Source organism: Burkholderia crassaminum (assembly GCF_964265005.1).
GTDB lineage: Bacteria > Pseudomonadota > Gammaproteobacteria > Burkholderiales > Burkholderiaceae > Burkholderia.
Genome location: NZ_OZ183801.1, coordinates 484201 through 500329, shown reverse-complemented (window position 1 = coordinate 500329; position 16129 = coordinate 484201). Strand labels below are relative to the sequence as shown.

The 16129-nt window shown below is 62.7% G+C and carries 11 protein-coding genes and 1 pseudogene; 8 read left to right on the top strand and 4 right to left on the bottom strand.

What is annotated here, in order from left to right; translation table 11 throughout:
• Positions 1–24 precede the first annotated feature (24 nt).
• The gene (locus ACPTTF_RS35440; protein ID WP_423372228.1) at positions 25–1008 is read right to left on the bottom strand and encodes a DUF1852 domain-containing protein; all 984 of its coding nucleotides are present in this window, start codon (positions 1006–1008) and stop codon (positions 25–27) included.
• A 334-nt stretch (positions 1009–1342) separates the two neighbouring features.
• Between ACPTTF_RS35440 and ACPTTF_RS35435 the strand changes: the two genes are divergently transcribed.
• The 4 genes and pseudogenes from ACPTTF_RS35435 to ACPTTF_RS35420 all read left to right on the top strand — a co-directional run bounded on the left by ACPTTF_RS35435 (position 1343) and on the right by ACPTTF_RS35420 (position 6050).
• A complete protein-coding gene (locus ACPTTF_RS35435; RefSeq protein ID WP_423372227.1) occupies positions 1343–2251 on the top strand; it encodes a LysR family transcriptional regulator in 909 nt (302 codons plus the stop codon).
• Between the two features lie 243 nt (positions 2252–2494).
• A pseudogene (gene glyA / locus ACPTTF_RS35430) lies at positions 2495–2653 on the top strand (serine hydroxymethyltransferase); the annotation flags it as partial.
• A gap of 18 nt (positions 2654–2671) precedes the next feature.
• Positions 2672–3388, top strand: a complete 717-nt coding sequence (locus tag ACPTTF_RS35425; protein ID WP_423372618.1) for an epoxyqueuosine reductase QueH — start codon at positions 2672–2674, stop codon at positions 3386–3388.
• Positions 3389–3905: 517 nt separating this feature from the next.
• Positions 3906–6050 carry a tryptophan 2-monooxygenase oxidoreductase gene (locus ACPTTF_RS35420; RefSeq protein ID WP_423372226.1) on the top strand — a complete coding sequence of 715 codons (2145 nt, stop codon included), beginning with the start codon at positions 3906–3908 and terminating at the stop codon, positions 6048–6050.
• A 117-nt stretch (positions 6051–6167) separates the two neighbouring features.
• Here the strand turns inward: ACPTTF_RS35420 and ACPTTF_RS35415 are convergent, their stop codons facing one another.
• Positions 6168–6506 carry a hypothetical protein gene (locus ACPTTF_RS35415; RefSeq protein ID WP_423372225.1) on the bottom strand — a complete coding sequence of 113 codons (339 nt, stop codon included), beginning with the start codon at positions 6504–6506 and terminating at the stop codon, positions 6168–6170.
• Between the two features lie 183 nt (positions 6507–6689).
• Here ACPTTF_RS35415 and ACPTTF_RS35410 point away from each other — a divergent pair, with 183 nt between their 5' ends.
• From ACPTTF_RS35410 to ACPTTF_RS35395, 4 genes are all read left to right on the top strand, one after another.
• Positions 6690–7388 carry a hypothetical protein gene (locus ACPTTF_RS35410; RefSeq protein ID WP_423372224.1) on the top strand — a complete coding sequence of 233 codons (699 nt, stop codon included), beginning with the start codon at positions 6690–6692 and terminating at the stop codon, positions 7386–7388.
• A 288-nt stretch (positions 7389–7676) separates the two neighbouring features.
• Positions 7677–9788: a radical SAM protein gene (locus ACPTTF_RS35405; RefSeq protein WP_423372223.1), complete on the top strand. Its 2112-nt coding sequence runs from the start codon at positions 7677–7679 to the stop codon at positions 9786–9788.
• A 136-nt stretch (positions 9789–9924) separates the two neighbouring features.
• Positions 9925–10206, top strand: coding sequence for a hypothetical protein (locus tag ACPTTF_RS35400; RefSeq protein ID WP_423372222.1), 282 nt, complete (start codon positions 9925–9927; stop codon positions 10204–10206).
• A 33-nt stretch (positions 10207–10239) separates the two neighbouring features.
• Positions 10240–10779, top strand: a complete 540-nt coding sequence (locus tag ACPTTF_RS35395; protein WP_423372617.1) for a DUF4303 domain-containing protein — start codon at positions 10240–10242, stop codon at positions 10777–10779.
• Between the two features lie 209 nt (positions 10780–10988).
• Here the strand turns inward: ACPTTF_RS35395 and ACPTTF_RS35390 are convergent, their stop codons facing one another.
• Positions 10989–13319: a putative bifunctional diguanylate cyclase/phosphodiesterase gene (locus tag ACPTTF_RS35390; RefSeq protein WP_423372221.1), complete on the bottom strand. Its 2331-nt coding sequence runs from the start codon at positions 13317–13319 to the stop codon at positions 10989–10991.
• A gap of 53 nt (positions 13320–13372) precedes the next feature.
• Complete coding sequence (locus tag ACPTTF_RS35385) at positions 13373–15427, bottom strand: putative bifunctional diguanylate cyclase/phosphodiesterase (RefSeq protein ID WP_423372220.1); 2055 nt, start codon at positions 15425–15427, stop codon at positions 13373–13375.
• Positions 15428–16129: the final 702 nt, after the last annotated feature.

Sequence of the window (16129 nt, the reverse complement as noted above, 5' to 3'; positions counted from 1 at the left end):
GTAGACGGCCTTGCGTTTTGTTAGTCAAAGAGCGTAGTCAGCGGACCACTGTTCAAGAATGGCCTGGTATGGCTTGATAAATTGGTCCTCGACAAACCTTCCCTGCTCGACAGCCAGCCGGCTACGTTCTTCCCGATCGTAAACAATTCGAGTCAATGAAAAATCCTGGTGCTTCAAACTGGGTTGATAGGATTTTCCCGCCGGGGAATTCGCATTGTAAATCTCCGGCCGGTAAATCTTCTGGAAGGTATCCATCGTGCTGATGGTGCCGATAAGTTCAAGATCGGTGTAATCAGCAAGCAAATCTCCGGAAAAATAAAAAGCCAAAGGTGCAGCACTGTTCGGAGGCATGAAGTAGCGAACCTTCAAACCCATCTTTTTGAAATATTCGTCCGTCAGAGAATATTCGTCCTGCCGGTACTCGACGCCCAATACCGGGTGCTGATTGGCAGTCCGGTGATAAATCTTGCCGCTCGAAACACTCAGGCATACGACGGGCGGTTTGGCGAAATTATCTCTGTAAGCGCTGGAGTTTACGAAGCACTTGAACAGTTTTCCATGCAGGTCGCCAAAATCATCTGGCGTACTGAATCCGGGTCGATCCTTGTTGTGCTCCAGCAATACCACGCTGAAATCGTAATCTCGCACATAAGAAGAGAAATTATTTCCCGCAATACCTTCAATGTGCTCGTCTGTTTTTCTATCGAAAATATTCGTTTTCAATATCTCGATCAAAGGGAGCGCGCCGCCGCCACCCTCCCCTTCGATATTCATTTCAACGGAAATGATTTCAAGCTTGACCGCGTAACGATCGCCCTCAGGATTGTCCCAATGCGCCAACGAATTGAAACGATTGTCAATCATCCTGAACGTGTTGCGTAAATTCTCCTGGCGGCTCTTTCCTCTGGCCAGGTTGGCGAAGTTGGTCGTGATGCGTGTACTTTCGGAAGGGTGGTAATCTTCATCGAAACAGATGCTCTTAATGGCAAAGGTAAATTCTTTATTCATTGCGATCTCGCACCCAGGTTTCTGAAATAAACTTCGTTTACTCTTTTCTTTCCAATGCTTCCCGCTTTTCTTCTCTGGCTTTTACTCGGCGGCCTCATTGGCACCGGCATTCAGTCAGGACGAGCCTGACGTCGAGTCACGGTCGACCAGGCATGAATCGATTTCATGCAACCATTAATCATGTTCATGGCGCGACCTACGTGAATCTGCGTGGTGACCATGTGCTTCGTGTTAATCAGAAGGAAAGTGACTGGCAGCGATGATATAGTTCCTATTGCATGAATAAAAATGGATTTATTTCATGCAAACATTAAAATTGTTCATGGAGTGAGCGATGCTGGATCGCAGTCATCTGATGGTTGTGCGGGAAGTCGAGCGGCAGGGTTCGCTCACGGCCGCCGCCGATACGCTCAATCTCACGCAGTCGGCGCTCAGCCATGCGGTGAAGAAGCTCGAGCAGCAGCTCGGTACGCCGGTGTGGACGCGCGAGGGACGTTCCATGCGGCTCACGCAGGCAGGACAGTACCTGCTGAGCCTCGCGAACCGGTTGCTGCCGCAGTTCGAACTCGCCGAAGAGCGCATGAGGCAGTACGCGCAGGGCGAGCGCGGCACGTTGCGGATCGGCATGGAATGCGCGCCGTGCTATCAATGGCTGCTGAAGGTCGTGTCGCCGTATCTCGCGCGCTGGCCGGATGTCGACGTCGACGTGAAGCAGCGCTTCCAGTTCGGTGGCATCGGCGCGTTGATCGGCTATGAAATCGACGTGCTCGTGACGCCCGACCCGCTCAAGAAGCCCGAACTGCATTTTCAGCCGGTGTTCGATTACGAGCAGGTGCTGGTGGTCGGCGATAACCACACGCTGGCCGGAGAAGCGTATGTCACGCCGGAGCAGTTGCAGGATGAGGTGCTGATCACGTATCCCGTCGAAACGGACAGGCTCGATATATACACGCAGTTCCTCACGCCCGCGAACATGGTGCCGAAGCGCCACAAGGTGATAGAGACGACGGACATCATGCTGCAGATGGTGGCGAGCGGCCGTGGCGTGGCGGCGTTACCTCGCTGGCTCGCGGAAGAATACGCGGGCTGGATGCCGCTGACGCCCGTGCAACTTGGAGAGAAAGGCATTGCAAAGCAGATTTTCCTCGGCACGCGCAAGGCTGATGACGACATCGATTATCTTGCAGCGTTTGTGAAGGCAGCGCAGGAGTGGAAATGGGCGGAAGCGAAGATGCGAGACTAATGTTGCATTGGGACATGAACAAAACTAATTGTTCGATGAAAAGATACCATTTCATCTTGCACGGCTCAGCCACTATCATTCTCGCCGGAGCGCTTTAGCCGGTTGTCCATTTTTCCACGTGTGACCCCATACCCCGCGCCACACCACCACGCAATGCTTGCGCCTGTCAATCAGCCGTGAGCGTCAGATGCTTTTTTCTTACAGGACTCCAGTCCGATGTTCGAACGTCGTCGCTGCTCACTTGCCGAACATGAGAAAGCAATCAACTCGGCGATTTTCCCTGGCATCCAGGGTGGCCTGCTGATGCATGCGATCGCGGGCAAGGCCGTCGCATTCATCGAGGTTGCATCGCTGGCGTTCAACGCGCATCAGCAGCAGATCGTGCGATACGCGGCAGTGATGGAGTGAAGTAAAACGATGATGACCCACTCCAGCGAACGCAATTCCCTGCCCTTACCGGGCGGCCATCGGAAGGTTTTGCTGCATTCGTGTTGCGCGCCGTGTTCAGGGGAAGTCATGGAAGCCATGGTCGCTTCGGCGATCGATTTCACGATTTTCTTCTATAACCCGAACATTCATCCGCGCAAGGAGTACGACCTGCGCAAGGATGAAAACATCCGTTTTGCCGAGAAATTCGGCATCCCGTTCGTGGATGCCGACTACGATCGCGACAACTGGTTTGCGCGCGCCCGCGGCATGGAGAACGAACCCGAGCGCGGCGTTCGCTGCACGATGTGCTTCGATATGCGCTTTGAGCGCACGGCACTGTACGCGTACGAGCACGGCTTTCCGGTGATGACCAGTTCGCTTGGCATTTCGCGCTGGAAGAACATGCAGCAGATCAACGACTGCGGCAAACGCGCTGCTTCTCACTATCCGGAACTGTTGTATTGGGATTACAACTGGCGCAAGGGCGGTGGTTCGGCTCGCATGATCGAAATCAGCAAGCGCGAGAATTTTTATCAGCAGGAATATTGCGGGTGCGTCTATTCGTTGCGCGACACCAACGAGCATCGCATCGCTACAGGACGCGAGCGGATCAGGCTGGGCGAGTTGTACTATGCGCAATCTTCAGCGGAGGAGAAAAGCGCACAGCCCGTGGCGCTGTCCGATCCGGACGCTTCATCGCCGGGATGACACCATCCCACGTTATTGCGCGACCCAATTCACGGCGAGATCGAACCCCACTTGCGTTGAGAGCGAGATTGCGGACGGGCTGGAACGGGCCTTTGCCGAGCATGGTGGTCGTCACCACGGTCTCCATGGCACGCGCACAAATCGTTATGCCGCCCGCAACCCGGGTTGGTGTTTCATGCGCTGCGAGCGATCCATTCACCATTCCCTCGCAATTTCCACGAGAAGATTTTATTTACTCACTTACTTTTCAATCGTGGGCCATCCACTCACCGCACACGGCAATTTTCGCCCCAATAAAATCGAGTTCACTCAAACCCATCTCCTTTCCATCATCTTGCTCATTCACCTCAATCGTTTCTCAAACAAAAATTGATTGATTTGGCGAAACCGCATTCGCATACTGCGCAAGCTCCGTTCGCAGTGCGTTGTCGTTGTCCTGGATCGATCCTGACGCGCTGTGCCAGTAGCAAGCGGGATCGATATCGCGCGGTTTCCACTCTCTCGATGGAGAAACGTCATGGGCGTTACCGTCATCCCCCGGCTGCTCGGCCTGAAGAACGAGAAGAAGATTGCCACCACCGTTGGTGAAGCCCGGTTGAGCGGGATCAACTACCGGCATCCCGATTCCGCGCTGGTGTCCTATCCGGTCGCCGCTGCCGGGCCGTTGGGTACGCTGCCCGCCGGGAACTACAAGATCGCCATCGTCGGCGGCGGAGCGGGCGGCATCGCCGCGCTCTACGAACTGGGCCGACTCGCTGCGACGTTGCCGGCAGGAAGCGGCATCAACGTGCAGGTCTACGAGGCGGATCCCGATTCGTTCCTGCATGACCGTCCGGGAATCAAGGCGATCAAGGTACGCGGCCTCAAGGCGGGAAGAGTGTCGGCGGCGCTCGTCCATAACGGCGACCCCGCCAGCGGTGACACCATTTACGAAGTGGGCGCGATGCGCTTTCCGGAAATCGCCGGATTGACCTGGCATTACGCGTCCGCCGCTTTCGGGGACGCGGCGCCGATCAAGGTCTTTCCGAATCCCGGCAAGGTGCCGACCGAATTCGTGTTCGGCAATCGGGTCGATCGCTATGTCGGGGGCGATCCGAAAGACTGGGAAGATCCGAACTCGCCGACGTTGAAGGTGCTGGGCGTCGTTGCCGGCGGGCTGGCGGGTAACCCGCAAGGCCCGGATGTCGCCATGTATCCGATCGCAAATGTGGATCCGGCCAAGGTCGCGGTGATCCTGAATTCGGCTACGCCGCCGGGCGATGCCCTCGAGCGTATCCAGAACAAATACTGGCCCGAATTCATCGCGAATTACGATGGCCTGACGCTCGGTGCAGCCGTCCGCGAGATCGTCACGGCCGCGTTCGAGAAAGGAACGCTGCCGCCGGTTGACGGTGCGCTCGACGTGGATGAATCGATCAGCTACTACGTCGAACTGTTCGGCCGCTTCGGTTTCGGCACCGGCGGCTTCAAGCCGCTGTACAACATCTCGCTGGTCGAGATGATGCGGCTGATTCTCTGGGACTATTCGAACGAATACACGCTGCCGGTCGCGGAGAACTTCGAGTTCATCCGGAATCTTTTCCAAAAGGCTCAAGAGACCGGCGCCGGCAAGCTCACCGTTCAGGTTCGTCAGGAACGCGTCGCGAACGCCTGTCATGCCGGTGCCGCGTTATCGCGCGCACAACTGCTGTCATACGACAGCCGGAACGCCGTCCATACCGAAGCGTACGATTTCGTGATTCTCGCCGTCCCGCACGAACAGTTGACGCCGATCGTCAGCCGCAGCGGCTTTGAACTTGCCGCCACCCAGAATCTGGGTGACGCCGGCCTGGGCCTCGAAACGCGCACGTACAGCCAGGTCTATCCGCCGCTGCTGCTCAGCAATAGCAGCCCCGTCGCGAACGCCCGGATCGTCACGGCCATCGGCCAGCTTCACATGGCACGCTCGTCGAAGGTGTTCGCCACCGTCAGGACCGACGCGCTCAACCAGCCGTGGGTCCCGCAATGGCGCGGCGAACCGATCAAGGCCGTCGTCTCCGATAGCGGCCTCGCAGCGAGCTATGTGGTACCGAGCCCCATCGCCGAAGAGAGTCAGGCGCCCGAGTATTCGAGCCTGCTGGCCAGCTACACGTGGGAGGACGATTCGACCCGGCTTCAGCACGATTTCGGGTTGTATCCGCAAAACCCGGCAACCGAGGCCGGTACGGCGGACGGGATGTACCGGACCATGTTGAATCGCGCGTATCGGTACGTGAAATATGCGGGCTCGCCGAACGCGCAACCGTGGTGGTTCTACAGGCTGCTCGCGGAAGCACGCACGGCGGACCGCTTCGTGTTCGACTGGACGACCAACAAGACGGCCGGCGGCTTCAAGCTCGACATGACGGGCGACCATCACCAGAGCAACCTGTGCTTCCGGTATCACACGCATGCGCGCTCCGCGTCACTCGACAACCGCTTCTTCATTGCCAGCGACAGCTACAGCCATCTCGGCGGCTGGCTCGAAGGCGCGTTCATGAGTGCACTGAATGCCGTGGCGGGCCTGATCGTGCGCGCCAATCGCGGTAACGTCAACGCGCTGTCCAGCGCCGCGCGCCCGCTCGTGACCGGTTTGCGGCCCGTCGTGAAGATTTCCGCAGCGGAAGTGACCACCAGCGAGTAATTCGCCAGCGAAGAGACGCGCGCGTCGCGCGTCAGCATGCGCCCGCCGCCCGGCGGGCGCGTTTCATCGGGATCGAAACAGGGAAAGCGGCCGGACGGCGAGATCGGTGTAACCGGGTTATCGCTCGCTGACCTTCACGCGCGGCAGCCATTCCGCCTCGGCACCCTGCGTGCCTTTCAGTTGGGCGGGAATCGCGTCTTGCACCTGCGCGTCGATGCGGCGTACCGCCTCGGTGTCGAGATGCCGGCCGTCGAACGTCGACTGGCGACGGGTAATCATGTTGATGCGAAAGCGTTTGGCCGCCATGGTCGGTCTTCCTTGAAAAATCGGCACCCCGCCGACTGGCGAAGTGCAATAGATGTACGCGAGAAAGATGTCGCTTCGATGACGCAATGTGCAACGCACATTCCCACCATCGTACGGCGGCGTCGCACGCACCGCAATGACCTCGAGCAAGCATCGCAGCCCACGCCGCCGTGATCCGCTTGCCGCCCGACACGGGATCGGACAGAATCGCGACGATCGAATCGGACTGGACGTCCGCTTTGCGCGGCGCGGCGGTTCTCAATTGGGTGCGCAATGCCTCCTGCAATCGAAGCCATCCTTGGCTGGACTACCGTCGTGCTTGGCGCACTCGGTATGCTCGCCACGATAACCAGCGTGTTGACCCCGGACCGGTGGATGTTCGACGCCGGCTATGCATGCATTCCCGACGGCCGGGATCTGATCCTGTCGCCGCGCCGCGTGCGCATCAACCGCTTCGTCTGGTGGTTGCTCGGCTTCGGCTTCGGCACCTTGGGGCTGGCCTGTTTGATCGGCGCACCCGCGTTCGTCGGGCTGCTGACCGGAGACGAGCTGCATGCCTGGTACGAATGGCTCGCCCTTGCCGCTACGGTGGTACTCATCGTCGGCTTGGGCGTGCTGATGCTCTGGATCGGCTTCAAGCTGATGCGCGCGCGATGGTTCGGCGGCCCGCTGCGTGAAACCCGCTTCTGCTGGCGAGACGGGGAGCGCTGGATCGATGTCACCACGACGCGGCTGCTGCGCAGGCCGGTGCGGGATACCTACGCGTGCCGCGATCTCGAGCATCTGCTGATCGGCGCTCGCCGGAGCCTGGACGGCGCGGTCGTGGGTGGCTCGCTGACGACACTCCAGCAAGACCTGGCACAACTGATCCTCGTTTTTCACGCCCATCCACCGGTCGACCTGATGGGCCGGTTCAACGATGGCGCCGGAGCGCACCGCATGATCGACATGATCGGCACCTGGTGCGGCGTCGAAGTACAACGGGTCGAAGGCTTGCCGGACGTGACGCCGTTCAACTTCGACCGGATCTGACCTGGCCGACCAAATCCTGATCGGGCCGCCGTTATAATCGTCGCGACGCTACAGCGGCCGCGCTTGTCAGCCGCCGGTTGCGCCGGGATGATTCCCGTTTCGGGCGGAACGCGCTCGAGGATCCGTTTCTTCCCGGCTTGAAACGCCTTACGCAATTCTCCGCGCCATGCAATTCATGGTCATCCACGTGACGGGGGATGGTGGCGCGAGTGACTTCAAATACAACGGGTTCCCATCGCATCACCGGGTTCATGGGAATCCCTGACAAAAAAACAGAGAGCCTCGCCGATGCCGGATTCCACTGGTTTTGATCGCAACGCATTCAGGGCGTATCCGCTGGATGGCGCGCTGCTGCGCTTTCACCCCGCGACAGGAACGCACGTCCGGATCGAGAACGCGGCGACCCGCCACTTGCGGCGCCGCGCACCTCGAGTCGTGATGTTCGGGATTACGAACAAGTGCAATCTTTCTTGCGATTTCTGCTCGCGTGACGTTCGGCGCGATAGTGCCTGGTCTGTCCAGTCGGCCGCCGACGTGCTTCGCAACCTCGCCGCGGCAGGAACGCTGGAAGTCGCCTTTGGCGGCGGAGAGCCGTTCGCGTTCCGTGGATTCTCCGAGTTGATCGACATCCTCCATGACACCACGCCGCTTGCACTGAACGTCACGACCAATGGAACGCTGATCCGGCAAGACACGTTTGCGCGCTACGCCGGCCGCTTCGGCCAGGTCCGCGTCTCCCTCTACGACGACGTACGCTGGCACGACGCGGCCACGGTCTTGTCGAACTATGGGCAACGGTGGGGAGCAAACCTGATCGTCGATGACGCCGTGCTGCCGGGCCTTCCCGCACTGCTGGCTGAACTGGCCACGCTGGGTTGTCAGGATGTCTCGTTGCTGTCTTACATCGGCCCCGATTTGCGCAGGCACCTTTCGCCACGGGGGCGAGCGCAGCTTGCGGCTATCGTGCAGGATTCACCGATCGCATGCCGCCTGTCGGTGTGCTTTGGCGACGCTGTTCCCGTATCCAGATTGTTCGATGGCGCCGATGGAAGCGGCGACTGCGGCGCAGGTCTGGACTTTGTCTCCATCACGCCCGATCAGCGCATGCAGGGCTGCTCGTTCCAGGACGGCGGCCTGCCCGCCGCCAGTGCGGAAGAAATCCTGCATGGCTGGCGGAACGAGCGTGCGCGTCTCGAGCAACCCAGCGCGCGACGCGGTTGCGCACGGCGTGGCGCAGACGCCCGTCGAATCCGTTCCACGCCATCGGTCAGCGTGTGGCAGGCATTCTCCGGCAACAACAGCGGTGAATGCGTGATGGTCGCGAAGTTCGAGACCATCGCGGATGCGGATGCCTACCTCGCACAACTGCTGCCGTCATGGGCGCCCGATGCCGAGTATTCGTCCGGGTGGAAGCGCCTGTTCGAGGAGGAAGCGGTGGCGGGACCGGGATTGCCGGGCGGAGGCTCGCCTCGCGAGCTGGCGGCGATCGGCCGCTCGGTGATCGCGACGGGATACGACGCAGACGACCTGTTTCCGGAATTGCGTGCGCTGGCCTGGAAGAAAGGCGCATACGTGGTGCCTGGCGGAATCCACGCCCACGACGTGTTCCTGCTGGCAGCGGTGCGTGCGTCAAGCGCGGATGACGCCCGCAATCTGGCCGCCCGGCAGCCCCATCCAGCCGCCAGGACCTGGCTGCATGGCGATGTGATTCTCGTCACGCTCGAATTGCAGGGTGATGGCGCACCAGGTGAACTCATCGAGATTCAGCAGTTGCTCACCGCCTATTCGGCCGGCCGCCCGCTCGCCGCAGAGCTCGTATTCGACGACTTCGACGAGGCTGCCATGCTGTCGGTCATGAAGCGGCTCGGTGCGGAAATCGGCAGCCTGCCGAGGCTTGCCTTGCACTTCGGATGGCGTGAGGAATCCGGCCAGAAAGCGGTTCGATTCGCGCAAATGATCGGAGAGGGCCAGACGAGCGTCGCCGGCGCATGTGTACTGGTGTCGGGACTCCAGCGGCGAAAGCGGCTCGCCGTGCTGGCCTATCGGCAGGGGGCGCATGTCAGCGCCATCGACGGCTCGGAAGTGCGTGTCAGCGCCTATTTTGTCGTGCCTGATGCCATGCCTCAGAAGGGCCGGCGCGCAGAACCCGGCGAGATTGATATCGACCGGGTTCGCGAAGCGCTACAACAACGGTTTCCGAGTGGCGTACGCATCGAGGTCAGGGCGGGATATCGTCGAAGCATGGCCTTCATGAACGTCGTCACCGCGGACCCTGGATACGCGTTCACTCAACTCGAACAGCTTGCGGCATTATTCGATGCCAGGCTCACCATCGGCGTTCACGAGGTCGATCCGCTGGCGTTTGCCGTTCGACGCGTGATCGCGGACGTGCATTCCTGATCTGCCGCGCAACCCGCCGGGCGCATGCGATCGCCATCCTGACACTTGCGTATTCGGGAAGGGTTTGACGGCGTCTTGGCACCGCCGCCCCGAAATCCAGGCGACGCCCACTCGATATCGTTGACAGGATGGTGGTATGCATCGACTCGAACAGTACTATCCCGGCGACGCGAGTTGGCAGCGGTTCGTCGCCGTATTCAGCCAATCAAGGTCCAGGCAGGAAGTCGTGGATCTCGCCCGATCACTCGATGGTGACGTCGACCTCGCGACGGTAGTCTACGAAGTGGTCGGCGCCGGCTACGACAAGTGGATCCGCGAAAAGGTGCCTGCGATGGACGATCTCGCACCGATCGACTGCGTCCGCTCCCCCGCGCTGATGAAACGGCTTCGCACCGCCTTGATGCGTTTCCCCAGCTAAACCCGATCACGATATGGCGAGGTCAATTTGAGCGTGTATCCTAATTTCGCGACCGAGATTGCCGACGCGGCGAGAGTGACGTATCGAGCCCTTCTTGCGGCACACCCCCAGGATCATTTTTACGCGTTCGCCCTCTACACCGACAGTGGCGCCATGACCGTCGTGCCGGCCGCCAATTCCGACGAAGGGTTGAAGCGGGTTCGCGAACGGATGGCAGTCGGCAACGACGAGAAGGCGCCGGAGTTCACCTGGGCAACCGGCGAATGGGCATATGAATCCGCCGAGGCGGATTCGTTCAATCCGCTCTGCAAACGGTTGGCCGATACGGTACTCGGTCCGAACCTGCCCGAAGCGAAGTTCGACGCGTTTTTCAAGGAACTCCAACGCGACATGATCGAGGCACTCAGGCAGCTCGATCGAGAAGGGTTGTTCGGAACCGGTGCGGAGCGCGAGAAGATCACGCTGTTCGTCACGATCAGTGATGACAACGGGGCCGAGGCACTGGAAAACCAATCCGCCCAAATCCTGAACCCGCCCGCCGTCTTTGATCGCTTTATCAAGCGCTACGACTAGCAGCAAGTCCTTTTGACTTTTCGATGCGCATCCGCTTGACCCGACGCCCCTGCATCCGAATCAGCATCGCGTTCATCCGGCTCACGCAGTGACCGCATCAGGACAACGCAAGGCAATCTCTCGCCGGCACGCTCATCCTCGACACGAGTACCCGTGCGCGACAACGGATGTCGGATCCTCGGCGACCGAACCCGTCGCTGCGTTGTCGCTCACGCCCGCCTGCTCGTAGCCTGCGCAGCCAGCGCGGCCCGCTCGATCCAGCGGATGGCCGGCGCGTCGTGCTCGCCCGGCGCGGGCTTGCCGATCAGGAAGCCCTGCACCTCGCGGCAGCCGGCATCCGTGATGCACGCCAGTTGCGCCTCCGTCTCGACGCCTTCCGCGACGGTCGTCACGCCGAGACGCTTGCCGAGATCGGCCACCGCGCGCACGACGGCCGCGCAGTCCGGGCGCGTGACCGCATCGCGCACGAAGCTGCCGTCGATCTTGATCTTGTCGAACGGGAACGCGCGCAGATGTGCGAGCGACGAGAAGCCCGTGCCGAAGTCGTCGAGCGCGACGCGCACGCCCATCGAGCGCAGCGCGCGCAGGTCCGCGACGGCCTTGCCCTCGTCATGCAGCAGCGCGGTTTCCGTCACCTCGATTTCCAGCCGGTCGGGCGCGAGGCCCGCGCCGGCCAGCGCCGCCGCGAAGGCCGGCACGACCGTGCCGTGGCCGAGCTGCGCCGCCGACACGTTGACGGCGACACGCGCGCCGTCCGGCCAGCGCGCCGCCTCCCGGCATGCGCGGTCGAGCACGAAGCGGCCGAGCCGGTCGATCAGGCCGCCGCGCTCGGCCACCGGAATGAAGCGGCCCGGCGAAATCCAGCCGGCGCGCGGGTGATGCCAGCGCAGCAGCGCCTCGCGCGTCGTGATCTGGCGGGTCCCGACGTCGACGATCGGCTGGTAGAACACGTACAGCCCCTGGTTCTCGTCCAGCGCGACGCGCAGCTTCGATTCGAGCGCGACCCGCTCCTGCGCGCTCGTTTCCATGTCGGGCGAGAACATCCGGTACGTGCCCTTCCCGGCTTTCTTGGCCGCATAGAGCGCCATGTCCGCGCGCGACAGCAGCACGCCGGCGTCGTTGCCGTGATGCGGCGCCAGCACGCAGCCGATCGACGCGCCGATGCGGAACTGCCGGTCGGTCGACGGCGCATAGGGAGCGACGAGCGTGTCGACGAGCCGCGCGGCCGCGCCCATCGCGCCGTCCGCGTCGGTGTCGCGCAGCAGCACCGCGAATTCGTCGCCGCCGATGCGCCCGAGCATCATCCCCGGCTCGGGGCACTGCCCGCGAAGGCGTTCCGCGACCTGGCGCAGCACCTCGTCGCCCGCCGAATGCCCGCACGCGTCGTTGATCTGGTTGAAGCTGTCGAGGTCGATGAAGAGCAGCCCGAGCACCTTGTCCGAGCGGCGCAGGCTCGCGTCGAATTCGGCAAGGAAGGTCGCGCGGTTCGGCAGGCCGGTGAGCGAATCGTGATGCGCGAGCTGATGGATGCGCGCCTCCGCCTCGGCCTGCTGCGTGACGATCGACCACGACAGCATCGGGCCGATGTAGCGCCCCTCGGCGTCGCGCACCGCCGAGACCTGGATGTCGAGCACTTCCGGCCCGAGCCGGATGCGCGCGCGATGCGGCAGGTTTGCCGGATCGGCAAGCAGGCGGCGCTGGTGCTGCGGGTGCGGGTGGAAGAAGTCGATCGGTGCGCCGAGCGCATCGTCCGCGCGGATCGGCAGCAGGTGCTCGATCGTGCGCAGCAGGTTGCGCGACGTCGCGTTCAGGTAGTTGATGCGGAACGTCTCCGGGTCGGCCGTCATCACGGCCACCGGCATATCGTCGATCATCCGCATCAGCCGCGTCTGCGCCTGCTCGCGCAGCCGCGATTCGGCCTGCGCATCGACGGTGCGCAGGAAGCCCCGGTAGTTGACCGAGATGACGGCGATCAGCGCCGCCGACACGAAGGCCATGTTGACCGCGGTGGCGACGAGCGTCGGCTGGCCCGTCGAGAGGAAGAACGCGATGAACGCGACGTTGACGATCACGGCCACGATCAGCGCGGCCGTGCGCAGGTACATCAGGCTGAAGATGCAGCCGATCACCGTGATCGCCAGGTAGAACGCGACCTGGGCCTTTTGCCATGCGTCGCCGTACGGGAACAGCAGCAGCGCCCAGGTGGTGAACGTCATCGCGACCGGGATCACCAGCCAGTTCGTCATCGTGAGCGCGCGCAGCACGGTGTCCGGCGTCGGCTCCAGCAGCCGGGTGCGATACCAGTGCAGCAGCCGCGCGAGCGCCGCGAGCGTCATGGCGGCCGGCATCGCGACCGACAGCCACCACGGCGTGCTGCCCAGGTGCGTGATGGCGAGGCTCCAGGTGCTCGAGATGAGGATCAGGTACGACACCGGGATCTGGCCGGCGAATACCCGGTACTGCGCCGCGAGCAGGTCCGGGTTCCGGGCCGGTGCCGCGATGCTCGCCAGTCTTGCCATCCGTGCGTAGAGGATTTTCATGTGAGCCTGCCTGCTGCAACCCGGGTTCGGGTTGCCGTGTCCGGCGTCATCGGTTACCCGCGCGGGCCCGGTTCCATCTCGGCCTTGACGGCCGATCCGGACGCGGGAACCGGCGCGCTGGCGCGGTTGCTGCCGGTCAGCGCGATCTGCCCGCTGCCGACAATCTCGTTGAGGGGTGCGGGCCGGCCGAGCAGGAAGCCCTGCGCTTCGTCGCAGCCTTCGTCGGCCAGCAGCGCAAGCTGCTCGCGCGTCTCGATGCCTTCGGCCAGGATCGGAATGCCCAGGCTCTTGCCGAGCGCGAGCACGGCGCGGATGATCGCGCGATCCTGCGGTTTCGCCTCCGCGTCCGCGACGAACGACTGATCGAGCTTGATGCGGTCGAACGGAAACGAGCGCAGCGTATCGAGCGACGAATAGCCGGTACCGAAATCGTCGAGCGCGATGCTCACGCCCAGCGCCTTGATCTGCCGCAACGTCTCCAGCGCGCGCTCGCGGCCGGCGAAGATCGTCGATTCGGTCAGCTCCAGCTGCAGGCGCGACGCCGGCAGGCGGGTTGCCTCGAGCACGTCCGCCACGAGCGCGGTGAGGTCCGCGTGCATGAACTGCACGGCCGATACGTTCACCGCGACGGCATAGGGCGGCTCCCACGTGGCCGCCCGCGCACATGCCTCGCGCAGCACCCATGCGCCGATGTCCAGGATCACGCCGTTTTCCTCGGCGAGCGGAATGAACTCGGCGGGCGGAATCGTGCCGAGCGTCGCATGCTGCCAGCGCAGCAGCGCCTCGTAGCCGCGGATCTCGCCGGTCGCGAGCGAAGTCTGTACCTGGTAATGGACGCTCAACTGGTTGTCGGCCACCGCGCGGCGCAGGTCGGCCGCGAGGCTGCGGCGCGCGCGGACGATCAGGTCCATCGCCGGCTCGTAGAAGCAGATCGTTTGCGCGATGCTGCCCTTGGCGCGGTACATCGCGAGATCCGCGTTGTTGATCAGGATGGCCTTGGTGGTCGCGTCGTCCGGGTAGATGGCGACACCGAAGCTCGCGCCCGGCACGACCTCGTAGTCGTCGAGCCTGACCGGCTTGTAGAGCGCCGGCTCGAGCCGCTCGAGCAGATTCATCACGCGGGTGTCGTCATTCATCCGGCAAAGTGCCGCGAATTCGTCACCGCCGATGCGGGCGACGAATTCGCCTTCGCGCAGCAGGTTCGTCATGCGGCGTGCAAGGATGCGCAGCACCTCGTCACCGGCGTGGTGGCCGCGCAGGTCGTTGATTTCCTTGAAACGGTTCAGGTCGATGCCGATCAGCGCGAGCTTCGTGCCCTGCCCTTGCGCAAGCGCGATTTCGAGGTCCAGCCGCTCGTTGAAGCTGGCCCGGTTCGGCAGGCCGGTCAGCATGTCGCTCAGCGCCAGCCGGCGCAGGTGCTCGAGCGATTCGGCCCGCACGTTGCTGTCGATCACGTAGCTCACGAGCCCCGTGCAGACGATCACGAGCGACGTGCCCGCAACCGCCAGCGCCAGCGGGCGCAGTTCGCTCACGTCGGTCCATGTGCCGTCGAGTGTCAGCGGCGTGATGCGCAGTGCGGACATCCCGGTGAAATGCAATGCGAGGATCGCGAGCGACAGCACGCCGGCCATCTGGTTGACCGCATGCGGCGACGGCCGCAGCGCGAGGTGCAGCGCGAGCGCCGCGAGCGTCATCGCCAGCAGCACCGACGCGATCAGGTAGCCGACGTCCCACGACACGATCCCCTCGACCCGCCACGCGAGCATGCCGGTGTAGTGCATCAGCACGATCGCCACACCGACGATCGCGCCGCCGAGCGCGGGCGCGACCTTGACGATGCGACAGGTCGTCAGCGCGAAGCCGATCGTGCTGCCGCCGACCGCGATGACCAGCGACACGAGCGTGAGCGGCAGATTGAAATGCACGGGCGCGCCGGCGTCGAAGCCGAGCATCGCGATGAAATGCGTGCACCAGATCGCGACGCCGGCCGAAATGGCCGTCAACACATGCCAGCCGAGCCGCTGCGTGCCGGACGTGTTCACCGTGCGCTGGAACAGGCGCGCGGTGACCCACGAGCCGGCCCCGCACAACAGTGCGGCAAGCAACACCAGCCAGTGATTGTGCCGTTGAACGATGCACCCTAAAACTGTCAGCAAAACCTTCCTTCCCCTATCCGTCGCATGGGCTGATGCCGTTCCGGATCGAAGCGGCGGGAGCGATGCCGCTTCGATCAGGAGCGCCTCCGAGATATCGGCATGCGATGAATAAACTGAACGCCGCACGGTCATGCGCAAACGATTGCAGGCCAGATATTTTTTCGGAAAAAAGGTGCCGGAACGAGGCGGGGTGCGGTAGCGGAGGGTCGGCCGATGACGGGTCGATCGACCGGGTGGTGCAGACGATTGATGAGGTGGCTGGATTGCGCTGCGGGTCGCCGTCAGGTTTTTCCAAAGTTCATCGCGCATTGCAGGGGAACGCGGCGCGACGCTGGAGGAGGATGGTTTCGTCGTCGCGGTACGCGCGCCCTTCTCCTTCCGCTTCGCTTCCGGCCGTCCACGCCGAGTGACGACAAGCCTCGGCACGTGGATGGCTGCCGGCGCGATCCTGCCGGCGCGCGGCGCCGTTGCACGGGATACGTGGTGGACGCGATGAAAGCCGGGGGCCAAAGCGCAACCGCCTGCAATCGCAGGCGGTTGCGCTCCATCCGTGCGTCAATTGCCCGCGTGTCGCGTGGCCTCGATCGGCTTGCCTTCCTCCGACTCGACATACCGCCACGCGATCTTCGGGCGCTCAACGCACTCGCTCAGGCG